We start from the raw sequence: 14,708 nt of genomic DNA on the forward strand, positions 1-14,708 counted from the left end.
TCGACCCAGCAAACCCCAGCGACCCCCGATCGCCCTCCCGGCGAACATTTCGGAGCCATATGGCCAGAACCAAAGCGCCCGATTTCGAGGCGCAACGAGAACAAATCCTTGACCTGGCAGCGGCTGCCTTCGCGGCCACCAGCTACCCGAGCACGTCGATGGCCGATCTGGCCGCCGCGTGCGGCACGTCGAAAGCCCGGCTGTACCACTACTACGAGAGCAAGGAGGCGATCCTGTTCGACCTGCTGGACCGCTACACGTGTCAGCTCATGCAGATCGTCAGCGAGGTGGAAGCGGATAGCGCTCGGCGCGGGCTGAACAGCCGCGAGACGTTCGGGCACTTGCTGCGCGCCTTCCTGGCCGAATACGAAACGTCGCAGACACGCCATATCGCGCTGATCAACGACGTGAAGTTCCTGGCTGAAGAACAGCGCGATCAGATCCTCAAGCGCGAGCGCGACGTGGTGGCCGCTTTCACTCGCCTGCTGCGCCTTGCCTATCCGGACCGAGTCACGGCTGAGAACCAGACCGCGCTGACCATGACGGTGTTCGGCATGATCAACTGGACGTTCACGTGGCTCAAGCCCGGCGGCAAGCTGTCATACGCCCAGTTCGCGGAGATGGTGGTCGACCTCCTCGAAGGCGGCCTGACCCCGCGCGGGACCGGCATCACCGGATAACGCGCCCCAGCGACAGCGCCCGCCATCAGGACCACTCGGCCTCCTCGCGCTTGCGCCGCTGCTCGCGATCCTGCCGGAACATTTCCTCGAGCTCGTCTCGCGCCTGCTTGGTCAGGGACGTCAGCTTCTTCTGGTCTGTGTAGTACGGATAGAACCGGTCGATCCCCTGGATGTTGTGACGGCGGAACCGAAGCGCCACGTTGCGTGCTTCCGCGGGATCGAAGCCGAGGCCTTCCAGCACGCGGCGCCCCATCATCAGCGACCCCTCGAACATCTCACGCTCGTAGATGCCAACACCCCGGTCCTTGAGCTGGTAGACGTGCGACACATGGCGTGCCCGGGCACAGATCGTCAACTCCGGCCAGCGCTCACGCACGCGGTCGATCAAGGCGAGGCTGTCTTCCATGCCATCGATCGCCACGACCAGAATCTTCGCCTCCGCCACGCCGGCTGCCTCGAGCAGGTCCACTCGCGTGGCATCGCCGTAGAAAATCTTGAAGCCGTACTGGCGCAGGAACTCGATCTGGTCCGGATCATGGTCGAGCACGGTCACACCGATGCCCTGCGCATAGAGCAAGCGACCAATGATCTGACCATACCGCCCGAAACCCGCGATGATTACCGGGTTGTGCTGCGGCGGGATCACATCGTCGGGCTTCCGCATCAGGATGTGCAGGCGCGGCGCGATCAGCTGATCGAAGACAAGCAGCAAGAGCGGCGTGGCCACCATCGACAGCGCCACGATCAGGACCAGCAGCGCGTGCATATGCTCGGTCAGCAGGCCGACATTGTCGGCCACCGAAAACACCACGAACGCGAACTCGCCGCCTTGCGAGATCAAGAGCCCGAACAGCAACCACTGGCCTCGCGCAATCCCGAACCGGGGCGCGAGCACCGCCAGCACCAGTGTCTTGACCAGTACGAATCCAGCAACCAGCCCCAGTACCTTCCACGGCGCCTGGGCGAGCACGCCGAAGTCGATCGACATGCCGACGGCCATGAAGAACAGGCCGAGCAGCAACCCCTTGAATGGCTCAATGTCGGCTTCCAGCGCGTGTTTGTACTCGGAATCCGCCAGCAGCACGCCGGCGACGAATGTGCCAAGCGCCATCGACACGCCCACCGCTTCCATCATCAGCGCGATGCCAACCACCAGCAGCAGCGCAAAGGCGGTGAACATCTCGCGCATGTCCGTGCGCGCGATGAACCGCAATGCGGGCCGCACGAGGTACCGGCCACCGACCACCACGATGCCGAGCACCGCCACCGCCCTGGCCACCGTTTGCCAGTGCGGCGGGCCATGGGGCGCAATCTCGGCGGCGTCGATCGCCAGCAAGGGCAGCAGCGCGATCATCGGGATCGCAGCGATATCCTGGAACAGCAGAATGCCGAAGCTGGCCGCACCAGCGGGCGTGCCCATCAGATTCCGCTCGGCCAGGGTAGCAAAGGCAATGGCGGTAGACGACAGCGCGAGCCCCAGACCGGCGACGATCGCGACCTGCCACGACGCGCCCAGCAATGCGGCCGCTCCCCCGACTACCAGCGCACACGCTGCCATCTGAGCCGTGCCATAGCCAAAGATCGTCTTGCGCAGGTTCTTCAGCTTGCGTGGCTCGAGTTCGAGGCCGATCACGAACATCATCAGGACAACGCCGAACTCCGAGAAATGGAGAATCGACTCGACGTTGGTCACCAGCCTCAGCGCGAAGGGTCCGATTGCCGCACCCGCCAGCAGATACCCGAGCACGGCGCCAAGCCCGAATCGCCTCGCCAGCGGCACGGCCACCACCGCCGCCACCAGGAAGACGACCAGCGCAATCATGAAATCATGCTGGTTCATGGCGCGTCCTCCCCGCCCAGCTCCGTATCGGTCCACTGTTGCGTCTCAGGGGGTAGCGGTAGCGCCGGCAGATGACGCGCCACATGCTCGATATGGAGCGCCACGGCATCGCTATCGGCGTTGTCGGCGTCATGCAGCACCACCGGCGGCAGCCAGGTCATGCCGCACAACAGCGCGGTCTGTTCGAGCGGCAGCAGGAAATCGGCGATTGGATGGCCATGGGTGCCCTCCGGGCCATAGGCATCGGCATGACCACCGGTGCTGACCACAGCCAGCATCGACTTGCCACGCAGCGCCGTGCCGCCGGGGCCAAAGGCCCAGCCGCTTTCGAGCACATCATCCAGCCACAGCTTGAGAAGCGCGGGCACGCTGTACCAGCGCACGGGAAACTGCAGGACCAGGGTCTCGGCGGTGGACAGCAAGCGTTGCTCGGCAACGACATCGATGTCGTAGTCGACGTAGAGCCGGTACAACTCGCGCACTTCCACATGGGGCAACGCCGCCAGCGCTTCAGCAAGGGGACGGTTGACGCGTGAACGCCGGGGCGAAGGATGCGCGAAGATCACAACTACGGGGGGCTCGGTCATGGTGTCTGGGTACGAACGGGTCCAGCGAGTGGCCGGCAGCAGGAGAATGCGGCGTTGCAGCAAATCCACAACACGCCCCCTGGTGACGCCAGGATCGCGCAGCCAAACCGTTGATTTGGCTCAATTTTTCGAAATATCACACTTTTCTGGGTGTGTTGCGGCGCAGGATAGCTTACGCGAGACTGACAATTCCACTACAATAGTTTTCGCGTCGCAGCAACCTAGTGTTTGCCCGGATCCGGTGCATCGTGACACGAAAGTGCACAGGCATCCACCGCGACGGTGTTATTTTTATACCGATCACTGAAGAAGGAAACAAAAGTGAACCCGCTCGAACTGAGCAAGGCCGTCGGAGCCGTAACCGACGAAGATCTCCGCCGTGCAGCCGCAGCAAGCCAGGCAGCCCAACGTCACACCGTTCTGGTTCGTGAACTGGCCGCCCATCACCGCTCGCGCCTGCTCAAGCATTTCCTCGCCCTGGGTGAGGAGGATCGCCTGCTCCGTTTTGGCCAGTCGGTGGGTGATCACGTGGTCGAGGCATACGTCGACAGCATCGACTTCGACCACGACAGCGTGTTCGGCGTCTACGACGAGAACCTGGAACTGATCGGCGTGGGCCACTTCGCCAACCTGCGCGACAACGCGCAGGGCCGCGTCGCCGAATTTGGCGTGTCGGTCTCCAAGAGCGCGCGTGGCCGCGGTATCGGTAGCGCGCTGTTCGAGCGGGCCGCGATCCACGGGCGCAATACCAGCGTGCGTACCCTTTACATGCACTGCCTGTCGCGCAACGCGGCGATGATGCACATCGCCAAGAAGGCCGGCATGAAGGTGCAGTATGCGTACGGTGAAGCCGATGCGTACCTGGAACTGACACCGGCCGACACCGTGAGTCGTCTGACTGAAGCGCTTGATGAGCAGGTTGCCGACCTCGACTACATGATGCGTCGCAATCTGCGCGATGCCCGCCGCTTCGGCCTGCGCTTCTGGCGTTCGCTAGTGCCGCAGAAACACACGGTCTGACACACTCTGCGCTAGCACGCCCAACACGCTAGCCCGGAAATGCAAACGGCGCACCCTGGCGGTGCGCCGTTTGCATTGGCATGGCGTTCAGCCAGCCGATCAGGCGTTGCCAGCCACTGGCAGCGCCGTGGTGTCCTTGATCGATTCGAGCGCGAAGCTCGAACGCACGTCGATCACGGAAGGATGCGCAAGCAGTTGCTCCTGCATGAAGCGGGCAAAGTGTTCCATGTCCTCGACATATACCTTGAGCAGCAGGTCCATCTCGCCGGTCATGGCATGGCAGGCCGCGACTTCGGGCCACGTCTGGATGGCCGCCCGGAAGAGGTCTAGCGGCGCCTTGCCTTTCGGGGTGCCCCCCTGCTTTTCCAGCCTGACGTTGATATAGGCGAGCAGGCCCAGCCCGATCTTGTTGGGCTCCAGCAGCGCTGCATACTGGCGAATGACGCCAATCTCCTCCAGACGACGGATGCGACGCAGACAAGGGCTTGGCGACAGATTCACGCGCTCCGCCACTTCCAGGTTCGTCAGCCTTCCATTGGTCTGCAGGACTTCCAGGATCTTTCGGTCGATCTTGTCCAGCTCCACCTTGCTCACGTTTTGTTGCTCCGCAATATGTTTGTCGGCAATTTTTTTGCGCAAATTTAACAAGTCGTGCACAAATGCGCAATTTTTTTGATGCGATACCCGCTATCACGGGCCAAATACGCCGATGAAATGCACTAGATTGCACAGGCAAGGATGGTGCCATGATCTTTCATGAGGCTCGACCACGAAAAAAAAAGCGCGACCCGAAGGTCGCGCTCGTCTGCCGGTGAAAGTTGGCTTAGTTGCCGCCGCTCGAAGGCATTGCAGGCGCCGGCGCGGCGCCCGGACCGCCAGGGCCGCGGCGCTCCATCCGGTCCATACGTTCCTTGTGCATCTTCTGCATGCTGGCTTCCATCTCGGCCATCGTCACCTTGCCATCGTGATTGGCATCAATCCGATCGAAACGGTTTGCCATGCGCGGGAAGGCCGCCTTGAACTCGTCGCGGGTCAGCGCACCGTCGTTGTTCTTGTCAGCGGCCTTGAACTTGGCCTCGAAATCAGCCTTCATCTCGGCGCGACGCTGCTCCCACATTGCCTTGTGAAAGGCCGCCAGCTCGGACTTGTCGAGCTTGCCGTCGTGGTTCGTATCGATCTTGTTGAACAGCGCATCGAACTCGGCCTTCGAGATCGTGCCGTCCTTGTCCGTATCGGCCAGCTTCATCAGCCAGTCTCCGCCGCGATGCTCGCCCGGGCCACCCATGCGGTGCATGGGCATGCCTTGCGGGCCGTCGGACGGCGCAGGCGCTGCGGTCTGGGCAAAGGCGCCACCGGCGACTAGGAATACGGCCGAAGCCGCGATGAACTGCTTGAGTGCGTGCGTCTTGTGATTGCGTTGCATGTCTGTGCTCCTTTTCATCACGTTGGGCATGTACGGATTAGAACCCAGACAACCACGCAAGTTTGGCGCTTTTAATACGATGTTACGGGGCTCACAGAACGGACGACTGCCGTAAACAGACGCAAGATACTCAAACAGTACGCAATACTCTGAAACGTATTTGCATCCGACAAGCTTAGTCCTTCGCGCCCAGGCTCTCGCCAACCGGGCCTTGCGCAGGCGCGTGTTGAGGCGGCGGTGGCACCGGCTGTGCCGGGGATGCGGTGAACTCCTGTGGCTGGGCCGGCGCGCTGACCACGGGCGGCGGGGCGACCGGGGCCGGCATCGGTGTCGATAGCGGTGCACCGGCACCCGCGGGCGGCGCTGCGCCGAGGTTGGCCGGCCGACCCGCTGTCGGTGTGTTCTGCACCGGCAATGCAATCTCCTGCCGCACGCCGTTGCGTTCGATCACGATGTTGCGGCTGTGGATTTCCGTCAAACGAATCTGCGCAGACAGCGATGCGCCGACGCGCACAGCCTTGGGCGGCCCGCCATCAAGCGACAGAATTGCCGCCGCAGGGCCTACGCCGTCCAGATCCGCCACGACGCCGATCAGTTGCACATCGCGAACGCCTGACTGGGCGCTGCCGCCGAATAGCGTCGCCACCGCTCCGGTCTCGACTGGCTCGGTCTGGGCGATACGCGCGGATGTTGGTACGGGGATCGTCCGCATTGCGCTGAATACCAGGACCCAATGGGTCACCAGCGCGCACAGCGCGACAAACAGCGCCAGGCCGGCCAAGCGGGGCATCCAGGCGGCGGACGGGTCGAAACGGAGGGCAGGCCGAAGCAGGGTTGACACAGATCGATACGCCGGGCGGCTCGAATAGGGAGACCGCCTAGCGTACCAGACCCACATGTCACCTGTCGTCTGCCAACTGACGCAATATCAGCAGGCAGATTCGAAGAATGCGACGGCGATCAAAGGATATCGTCGAGCAGGTCGGGCCCGAACACTTCGCGATGAATGTGTCCGACTGGAATGCCCGAGGCAATCAGCGCGCGACGCTGCTCCTGCATGAAGCCAAGCGGGCCACACAGGTAGAAACGGGCGTCATTGAACGCGGCGTTGTCACCGGACTTCAGCAGGGCCTCGACCGGCATCGTGCCGGCGTGGTCGTAGTCGCGCCCCGAGGCATCCACCGACTGCGGCGTTTCATAGCTGACATGAGTACGCAGATTGGGCATCCGCTCGCGCGCCCATGCCACGTCCCGACGATGCGCGTGCTGACGGCCATGACGAGTGGCATGGGCAAACAGCACCTGGCGATGCGGATTTTCGTGTGCGAGCGTGCGGAGCACCGAGACCATCGGCGTCACGCCGATGCCTGCCGACATCAGCACGATCGGCTGTCGGCTACCGAGTTCTGGCGCGAAATCGCCCCAAGGGGTGCTCACGTGCAGCGTCGTGCCAACTTGGGCGTTCTCATGCAGCCAGTTCGATACCGTCCCCGCCGGCGCGTCGCTGGAGCCATCTTCGCGCTTCACCGAGATACGCCACGTCGGGAGGTCGCGCTCGCCCGAAAGCGAGTACTGGCGCAGTTGACGGCGTCCATCGGCAAACGATGCCTCGACGCTGATGTACTGACCCGGCGCGAAGTCACGCAGCGGCGAGCCGTCTTCGGCGGCCAGCGTCAACGCCACCACCTGATCCCCCTCCTGCTCGCGGTTCACCACGCGCACGCGCAGAAGTTCACCTGCCGCCACGCCATGGCGTTCATAGAGCCGGGCCTCGGCGGCAATCAGTTCGCCGGCCAGCAGCCAGTAGGCTTCGTCCCAGGCGGCCAGCAGCGGCGGCGTGGCGGCGTCGCCCAGCACGGCGGCAATGGCTTCCAGCAGATATTTGCCGACAATCGGATAGTGGGCCGGCGTCAGACCGACCGCCACATGCTTGTGGACGATACGTTCTACCACTGGCGCAAGCACGTCGGCACGATCGATGTTGGCCGCATAGGCGAACACTGCCGAGGCCAGCGATTGCTGCTGCGAGCCATTGGCCTGATTGCCCATGTTGAAAATGCGCTTCAGTTCGGGGCGCGCCGCGAACATCTCTCGGTAGAAATGTGTCGTGATCGCAAGACCGTGCTCACGCAGCACGGGGACGCTGGCATCGATATAGGGGCGGGAAGCAGCGGACAACATCAGCAAAACTCCTTGAATCATGCATATAAAATGCATGTTTTTGCGCACAATAAAGCCGGCAGACGACATGGGTCGGGGCGGTCCCCCGAATCCTTATGCCACGTGCCGGCTCAGGAAATCTCGATGCAGGCTGATGATCGATTCGGCTGTGCGGCTACCTGACACATCGGCCAGGGTCACACCATCCAGCGCGCGATAGAACGCCTCTTCGGCGTCATCGAGTGCCCGTTTCAAACGGCAGTTGCCATTCAAGGCACATGGCGGATCGGCGCAGTCGATGATGGCCTTGCGGCCTTCGAGTTCGCGCAGGATCGCACCGACGGACAGTTTCTCCGCTCCCGGGCCGAGTTGCAGGCCACCGTGGCGCCCGCGCGTTGCCGAAATCCAGCCGAGCTTTGACAACCGCGCAGCCACCTTCACGAGGTGGTTATGCGAGATGTCGAATTGCTGGCCAACCTCGGCAATCGTGATTGGCCGGCTGCCGTCGCCGCGTGATACATACATCAGCAGGCGCAGCGCGTAGTCGGAGAATCGGGTCAGTTGCATCGTGACTGGAATCATAGATAACGTGCATCGCCAATGCAAGATTTTTGATGCAATGCAGCATCGTGCACAACCGGATCTGCCTCGGCACATTAAACAGTCATGCGGCGGCGGTTATACTTTCCGATCATATCCGCCGCGCTGCTTGCCTCGGCGCGGCTCTCTCCCGACATACAAGTCCAAGGCACTACACACGATGCGCAGATTCGCCACCCAGCCCGATATCCGACTCCCCAGCCAACGCCGTCGCGCGCGCGGCTTCACCCTGATCGAAATCATGGTGGTGATCGTGATCCTGGGGGTGCTCGCGGCCCTGGTGGTGCCGAAAATCATGAGCCGCCCCGATGAGGCACGCATCGTCGCGGCGCGTCAGGACATCTCGTCGGTCATGCAGGCGCTGAAGCTTTACCGCCTCGACAACGGCCGCTACCCGACCACCGAACAGGGTCTGGCGGCACTGGTGGCCAAGCCGACCATCGAGCCCGTTCCCAACAACTGGAAGGGCGGTGGTTACCTGGAAAAACTGCCAAAGGACCCGTGGGGTCATCCGTACCAGTATCTGAACCCCGGCGTACGCGGTGAGATCGACGTGTTCAGCTTCGGTGCCGATGGCCAGCCCGGCGGCACCGGCAACGACGCCGACATCGGCAACTGGGAATAAGCGCCCTCTCTGATCCATGCACCCGGCGACACCACGCGGCCTGACCGCACTCGCTCCTTGTCGCCGGACGTGTCGCCGGGTTCCCGGCTTCACGCTGCTCGAACTGCTGGTGGTCATGGTGATCGCCGGCATCGTTATCTCGCTGGTGGCCGTCAATGCATCGCCCAACGAACGCGGGCGCGTGCTCGACGACGGCCAGCGCATCGCCCGCCTCTTCGAACTCGCCCAGGAAGACGCCCAGCTTGGCGCCCGCCCGATCGCCTGGGAGGGTGATGCCGGGGGTTGGCGCTTTCTCGAATCCACGCCGCAGGGCTGGGTGCCGATGCGGACCGATGTCTTCGCGCCTGGTCAATGGCGAGTACGCCTGGATGGCGCCGTCATCGCCGAAGGCGGGCGCCGCCTGGGTACCGGCCCGGTCCGACTGGTCTTTGGTCGCGAACTGATCGACGAACCGCAGCGCCTGATCCTCACGAGCGGCGCCATCCGCGTCGACGTGACCGGCGATGGCAGCGGCCGCTACGTGGCCACGGTCCTGCAATGAGCGCGCGTCGCATTCGTCAGCATCGCCGCGAAGGCTTCACGCTGATCGAGGTACTGGTCGCGCTGACGATCCTCGCGGTGGCCCTGACCGCCGCCATGCGTGCGATGGGTTCGATGACCGAGTCGAGCATCTCGCTCCAGCAGCGCATGCTGGCCGAGTTCAGTGCCGAGAACCACCTCGCCACATTGCGACTCTCGAAGACCTGGCCCGAGCCCGGCACGCGCGGCTACGACTGCCCTCAGGGCGGCGCCGCGCTCTGGTGCGAGGAATCCGTCACGAGCACGCCGAATCCCTCCTTCCGGCGCGTCGAGATCTCCGTTTTCCCTTCGGCCACCAACAAGTCCGTGCGGCTGGCCTGGCTCGTCACGCTGGTTCCGAATGAAACGCGCAATGTCCTCTGACCGCGGCCGCGGCTTCACGCTGCTCGAGATGCTGGTGGCGATCACGCTGCTGGCCGTGATGGCCGTGATCGGGTGGCGCGCGCTCGATTCGATGACGCGCTCCCGTGAACGCCTGGTCGATCACGACAAGCGGCTCGATACGCTCAAGGTGCTCTATGGCCAGTTCCAGTCCGACTGCGAGCACCTGACCCTGCCTGCGCTGCTGCAGGCCAGCCCGGTGGAACTCGCCCAGAATCAGATACTGATGGTGCGCGATCGACGCGATGCCGGCTCGCCGCCGGCCTGGCAGGTCGTGTCCTATCGCCTGGACGGCAACACGATCGTCCGCGCGGCCAGCCGCCCGGCGATGTCGCGCAACGAGGTCCAGAACGCCATCCAGTCGATGCGTCAGACGGCTGCCACGACAGGTGTCCAGCTACGTCCGCTGCTGCCCGACGCCGAGCAGCTTTCCGCACGGGTCTGGGTGGAGCCGTCCGGTTGGCTAACGGACACCGGGCGCATACGGGCCGCGCTGCAGCAAGGCAGCGCTGCGGCGGCAGTCGGCGCCAGCGATGCGCAGGCCGGCCTCGACCTCGTGGCGAAGACCGTGGCGATCCGTGCGGTCGAACTGACGGTCCTGGCCCGCATGGGCGACGGCGACGTACCCCGCCAGTTCCAGAAGATCTGCACGACGGGCCTATGACCGCGCGCCATCACACCCCCTCCTCCTTCATGCGATCCCGCCAGCGTGGCGCCGCTGTCGTCACAGCGCTGCTGATCGTGACGCTGGCCGTGGTGGTGGTCTCCGGCATGCTCTGGCGCCAGCAGGTGCAGATCCGCTCGATCGAGAATCAGCGGCTGATGGCGCAGGCTCAGTGGATCGAACGCGCCGCGGTGGACTGGGCACGCCTGATCCTGCGCGACGACCAGCGCCGCTCAAACGTCGACTACCTCGGCGAGCCGTGGTCGGTCCCAGTGGCCGAAACACGCCTGTCCGATTTTCTCGGTGCCGGGCTTCGCACCGATCAGGCCGGAGAAACGTCGTTCCTCTCGGGCCGCATCCTGGACGCCCAGGCACGTTTCAATCTGACCAACCTCTATCAGTCGACGTCCGGCGAATCCGGTCTCACGATCTCCATCGACCCTGCATCGATGCAGGCATTCGGACGCCTGCTTCAAACGCTCGGCATGAACGCTGCGCTGGCGGAGACCACCGCGCAATATGTCCTACGCGCGGCCAAGGGTGGATCGGGCGACGGGCAACCCGTGCCGAGGCCGCCAGACAGCGTGCAAAGCCTGCTGGCGATTCCGGGCTTCACCCCGGAGATGATCGACACGCTCGAGCCGTTCGTGACGGTGCTGCCCGAACGCACCACGGTCAACGCCAATACCGCGGACGCGGAGGTGCTGGCCGCCGTGATCGACAAGCTGCCGCTGGACCGCGCGCGCGAGCTTGTCCGCCAGCGCGATCGCGCCTATTTCAACAACACTGGCGACATCACGACACAGTTGCAGACGATTGCACCAAAGGCGGTAATCACCGCCAACACGCTCGACGTGAGCTCGCGCTACTTCCTGATCTACGGTCTGGTGCGGCACGATCGGGCGCGCCGCCTCAAGGTATCGCTGGTCGAGCGCCAGAACGTGCAGGGCAGCGGCAATACGACCCGCGTCGTCTGGTCGCGTGATGCCGATGCCATGCCCCCGTCGAACTAACTGGCCGACGCGCATCCGGTCTTGTCCTGCGACAGAGTTAGATTCTGCCGCCTGCAAATTGGGATGGGACGCTATTGACGCGAGTTAGTCACACAGGCAAGGTATGCTGCTGCGCCGAACCTGGGCGGCTGTCTGCCGCTACTCCAGGCTATCCCCCGCAACGATTTGCGTCGCCCGGACGCCCCTGTCGGGCGACTTCCGCGCGACTTTTCCACTGATTACAGGGAAATTTTGAGTACCACCCTCTACGTCCGCCTGCCGCATCGGCCGCACGATCAGCCGCAACCGTGGCAGTTCGGCGCCATGCCATTTGCGCTGGTACGCACGCCCGTAGGGGACAAGCATCGCCGTCAGGCGGCCGAACAGGCACCCGAGCTGTTGCGCGAAGGCCACGCCGTGCCGTCAGAGATGCCGCCGGCAGACCGCCTGGTGCTGATCGTGGCCGCCAGCGATGTCCTGCTGACGGCGGCAATGGTCCCGCCTCTGCCGCCAGTACGGATGCGCCTCGCGCTCCCGAACCTCGTCGAGGACGTGCTGGCCACCGACGCCGCGCCGTGCCACATCGCCCTGGGGCCGGCCTTCGATGGCGCCGGTTCAGCGCGTGGCCCACGCCGCCGCCTGCTGATGGTGACTGACCGTGCCTGGATGCGCGCCGCGCTCGACCAGTTCGCAGAACACAAGCATCGCCGCCGCCATGTGGTGGCCGCCCAGCTTTGCCTGCCGCTCGCTGCCCCGGTCACGGCCCCCGAACCCGCGCCAGAGCCGGAACCGGCGTTGGCCACCGCGGATGGTCCCGCATCTCCGGCCCGTGCTGCTGGGCAGTCGGCGCCAACAGAAGCGGGCACAGCCGGTACCAGTCTCGAACAACCCGCCACGCTGGTCGTGGAAGGCGCCACCTCGACGCTCGCGCAATCGGCGCTGTTGCTCGACACCGCGGCACCCGCGCCGGGCGAACTGTCGCGACTGTGGCAATTGACCGTGCGTACCGGCCCGTACGAGGGCTACGGTCTGCTGCTCGATGATCGGGCGCTGTCGACATGGCAGCTCCTGGCGCCGGCCGGCCAATGGCATGGCGACAGCGCTGCCCTGGCAAACGCGCCAGTACCGGCGCTACAAGGCAAGCGTCCGCCGATGCACGCATCGCGTGCCTCCGAGACTTGGCGCATCTGGCTGGCTGGCGTCGAGGAATGCCTGCAGCAGCCTCAGCTCGATCTGGCGCAGTTCGAGTTCGCCCAGGGACGCATGGACCGCTGGAACGTGCGCGCATGGCGCTGGCCGGCCCTGCTGGTCGTCGCGCTCCTGCTCGTGCAGATCGTCGGCATGAACGCGCAATGGCTGGCGCTTCGCAAGGAAGCCAAGCGTCTGGAGGCGGCTCAGGTCGATCTGCTGCACACAGCATTCCCGAACGTGCCGCCAGTAGCCGAGCCCATACTGCTGATGCGCCGCCAGGTGGAGCAATTGCGCACGGCCAGCGGTCGCAGCACACCCAACGATTTCCTGCCGCTCGCCGACGGCTTTGCGCGCGCCGCGCGCGATCTGCCGCCCGATGCGCTGCTCCAGCTCGAATACCGCGCCGCAACGCTCTACGTGACGCTCAAGCCCCGCACCAACACCTCCGCACTGCAGAACGCCGTGCGTCAGGTCGGTCTGCAGATGGATGAAGACAGAAGCCCGCCCGATGCGGCGAGCCGCAGCGGGGGCGCCCCGACGCCGACCGGTTCGCACTGGACCGTGAAGGCGGAAGGCGGGACGGCATCATGAGATCAGGCATGTCAACCAGCATGGCCACGCGCCTCGCCCGCTTCAAACCGCGCGTCCCCGATCGGTGGCGCGAGCAGTTCGACGTATTCTGGACCGCACGCAATCCGCGCGAGCAGGCCATCCTCGGCGGTGGCGCGGTGGTGCTCGTGCTGGTCTTCGGCTACCTGCTGCTGTGGGAGCCGGCCGCGGTCGAGGGAGCGCGGCTGACGCGAAACCTGCCGGTGCTGCGTGCGGATCTGGCCGAGATGGAAACGTTGGCGCAGGAAGCACGCGGCCTGTCCGCGAATCGTGCCCCGTCACTGCGTGGCGACGCACTGACCCAGGCGCTGCAGGACAGCCTGGTGCAGCACGGGCTGAAGGCCACGCGCCTGATGACAACCGGCGACAACGCCGTCCAGATACAGTTGGACAAGGTTCCGTTCGGGTCCGTGGCCGGTTGGCTGCAGGACGTACGGCTACAACAACGGCTGAAGGTCACCGATACACGTATCAGCTATGTGGGCGCCACGGCGTTGGTCAACATGACCGCGACGCTGCAGGGCCCTGGCACCGGCGGCCGGTGATGGCGCGGCTCGAAGCCCTGCGTCTGCCGCGACGGCGCATCCGCGCGTCACGTGGCTGGAGGCGCGTGCGCTGGACGTTGCTCTGCGTCGCCACTGTCGGCGTCACCGTACTGGTGTCGATGCCGGCCACGTGGCTGGCCGAACGCATCGCCGGCGAGACGCAACGCCGGGTGCTGCTGGCCGACGCGGCGGGCACGATCTGGCACGGCAGCGCCACGCTGGCGCTGTCAGCGGGCACGGGTAGCCAGACCGCCACGGTACTGCCGGGGCGCCTGAACTGGGACGTGGCATTCTGGCCATTGCTCACGGGCACGGCCCGCGTGACCGTCTCGCACAGCGAGGCGATGGGCGCGCCGACGACGGTAGCCGTCACGCCGTCGGGCTGGACCGTGACGCCGGGCAGCATCCGCCTGCCGGCGTCACTGCTCGAGGGCATCGGCGCGCCTTTCAATACGCTGCGTCCCGACGGCATGATGCGTATCGACTGGTCGGCGCTGCAAGGCAAGTTCGCCGGCAACCAGAAGTACGGGCACCTGACGATGCAACTCGAGCAGATGTCCGCCGCAGTAAGCCGGTTGCGCCCGTTGGGCAGCTACCGCGCGGAGGTCGAGCTGGCCGGCGCGGACGGCACGCTGCAACTGAAAACCACGGCCGGGCCGCTGTACCTGGAGGGCAGCGGCACGATCGGCCGGCAGGCACGCTTCGATGGCACGGCACATACCGACCCCGAAGCGGCCACCCAGCTGGCAGGCCTGATGAGCCTGCTGGGACGACATGAGAACAATGTGACCAGGCTGCGCTACTGAGGCCCC

At 64.8% G+C, this 14,708-nt stretch carries 17 protein-coding genes; 10 read left to right on the plus strand and 7 right to left on the minus strand.

Translation table 11 applies throughout. From position 1 onward, the window contains the following. Positions 1-59 precede the first annotated feature (59 nt). On the plus strand, positions 60-680 hold the full coding sequence (locus K6G35_RS15245) for a TetR/AcrR family transcriptional regulator (RefSeq protein ID WP_008647112.1): 621 nt from the start codon (positions 60-62) through the stop codon (positions 678-680). Between the two features lie 25 nt (positions 681-705). On the opposite strand, the gene kefC is transcribed toward K6G35_RS15245, so the two are convergent. Together kefC and kefF are read right to left on the minus strand one after the other, a co-directional pair. After that, the gene (gene kefC, locus K6G35_RS15250) at positions 706-2,520 is read right to left on the minus strand and encodes a glutathione-regulated potassium-efflux system protein KefC (RefSeq protein ID WP_008647114.1); all 1,815 of its coding nucleotides are present in this window, start codon (positions 2,518-2,520) and stop codon (positions 706-708) included. Beyond that, positions 2,517-3,107: a glutathione-regulated potassium-efflux system oxidoreductase KefF gene (gene kefF / locus K6G35_RS15255; RefSeq protein WP_495675890.1), complete on the minus strand. Its 591-nt coding sequence runs from the start codon at positions 3,105-3,107 to the stop codon at positions 2,517-2,519. The genes kefC and kefF overlap by 4 nt, the downstream gene beginning before the upstream one ends. Positions 3,108-3,428: 321 nt before the next feature. Between kefF and K6G35_RS15260 the strand changes: the two genes are divergently transcribed. Then, on the plus strand, positions 3,429-4,127 hold the full coding sequence (locus K6G35_RS15260) for a GNAT family N-acetyltransferase (RefSeq protein ID WP_008647117.1): 699 nt from the start codon (positions 3,429-3,431) through the stop codon (positions 4,125-4,127). 99 nt (positions 4,128-4,226) lie between these two features. On the opposite strand, the gene K6G35_RS15265 is transcribed toward K6G35_RS15260, so the two are convergent. The 5 genes from K6G35_RS15265 to K6G35_RS15285 form a co-directional block, all read right to left on the minus strand. After that, entirely contained in the window at positions 4,227-4,721 is a 495-nt protein-coding gene (locus K6G35_RS15265; protein WP_008647119.1) for an Lrp/AsnC family transcriptional regulator, read from the minus strand. 229 nt (positions 4,722-4,950) lie between these two features. Continuing rightward, positions 4,951-5,550, minus strand: coding sequence for an EF-hand domain-containing protein (locus tag K6G35_RS15270; protein WP_008647121.1), 600 nt, complete (start codon positions 5,548-5,550; stop codon positions 4,951-4,953). A gap of 175 nt (positions 5,551-5,725) precedes the next feature. Further along, complete coding sequence (locus tag K6G35_RS15275; RefSeq protein WP_035884352.1) at positions 5,726-6,340, minus strand: general secretion pathway protein; 615 nt, start codon at positions 6,338-6,340, stop codon at positions 5,726-5,728. Between the two features lie 170 nt (positions 6,341-6,510). Continuing rightward, positions 6,511-7,731, minus strand: coding sequence for a globin domain-containing protein (locus K6G35_RS15280; RefSeq protein ID WP_495675891.1), 1,221 nt, complete (start codon positions 7,729-7,731; stop codon positions 6,511-6,513). A gap of 93 nt (positions 7,732-7,824) precedes the next feature. Continuing rightward, positions 7,825-8,277: an RrF2 family transcriptional regulator gene (locus K6G35_RS15285; RefSeq protein ID WP_024569529.1), complete on the minus strand. Its 453-nt coding sequence runs from the start codon at positions 8,275-8,277 to the stop codon at positions 7,825-7,827. 193 nt (positions 8,278-8,470) lie between these two features. Here K6G35_RS15285 and gspG point away from each other — a divergent pair, with 193 nt between their 5' ends. From gspG to K6G35_RS15325, 8 genes are all read left to right on the plus strand, one after another. Next, positions 8,471-8,935: a type II secretion system major pseudopilin GspG gene (gene gspG, locus K6G35_RS15290; protein ID WP_008647896.1), complete on the plus strand. Its 465-nt coding sequence runs from the start codon at positions 8,471-8,473 to the stop codon at positions 8,933-8,935. 16 nt (positions 8,936-8,951) lie between these two features. Beyond that, positions 8,952-9,476, plus strand: coding sequence for a prepilin-type N-terminal cleavage/methylation domain-containing protein (locus K6G35_RS15295; RefSeq protein WP_008647895.1), 525 nt, complete (start codon positions 8,952-8,954; stop codon positions 9,474-9,476). Continuing rightward, positions 9,473-9,877 carry a type II secretion system minor pseudopilin GspI gene (gspI, locus tag K6G35_RS15300; RefSeq protein WP_008647894.1) on the plus strand — a complete coding sequence of 135 codons (405 nt, stop codon included), beginning with the start codon at positions 9,473-9,475 and terminating at the stop codon, positions 9,875-9,877. Before K6G35_RS15295 ends, gspI begins: the two co-directional genes overlap by 4 nt. Then, positions 9,867-10,559, plus strand: coding sequence for a PulJ/GspJ family protein (locus tag K6G35_RS15305; RefSeq protein ID WP_008647893.1), 693 nt, complete (start codon positions 9,867-9,869; stop codon positions 10,557-10,559). The genes gspI and K6G35_RS15305 overlap by 11 nt, the downstream gene beginning before the upstream one ends. Continuing rightward, entirely contained in the window at positions 10,556-11,572 is a 1,017-nt protein-coding gene (gene gspK / locus K6G35_RS15310; protein ID WP_008647892.1) for a type II secretion system minor pseudopilin GspK, read from the plus strand. The genes K6G35_RS15305 and gspK overlap by 4 nt, the downstream gene beginning before the upstream one ends. Before the next feature lie 231 nt (positions 11,573-11,803). Next, positions 11,804-13,333 carry a type II secretion system protein GspL gene (gene gspL / locus K6G35_RS15315; RefSeq protein WP_286882609.1) on the plus strand — a complete coding sequence of 510 codons (1,530 nt, stop codon included), beginning with the start codon at positions 11,804-11,806 and terminating at the stop codon, positions 13,331-13,333. 8 nt (positions 13,334-13,341) lie between these two features. Further along, the gene (locus tag K6G35_RS15320; protein WP_008647890.1) at positions 13,342-13,896 is read left to right on the plus strand and encodes a type II secretion system protein M; all 555 of its coding nucleotides are present in this window, start codon (positions 13,342-13,344) and stop codon (positions 13,894-13,896) included. Next, the gene (locus K6G35_RS15325) at positions 13,896-14,702 is read left to right on the plus strand and encodes a type II secretion system protein N (RefSeq protein ID WP_008647888.1); all 807 of its coding nucleotides are present in this window, start codon (positions 13,896-13,898) and stop codon (positions 14,700-14,702) included. The genes K6G35_RS15320 and K6G35_RS15325 overlap by 1 nt, the downstream gene beginning before the upstream one ends. Positions 14,703-14,708: the final 6 nt, after the last annotated feature.

It is taken from the genome of Cupriavidus sp. HY129, assembly GCF_059492215.1.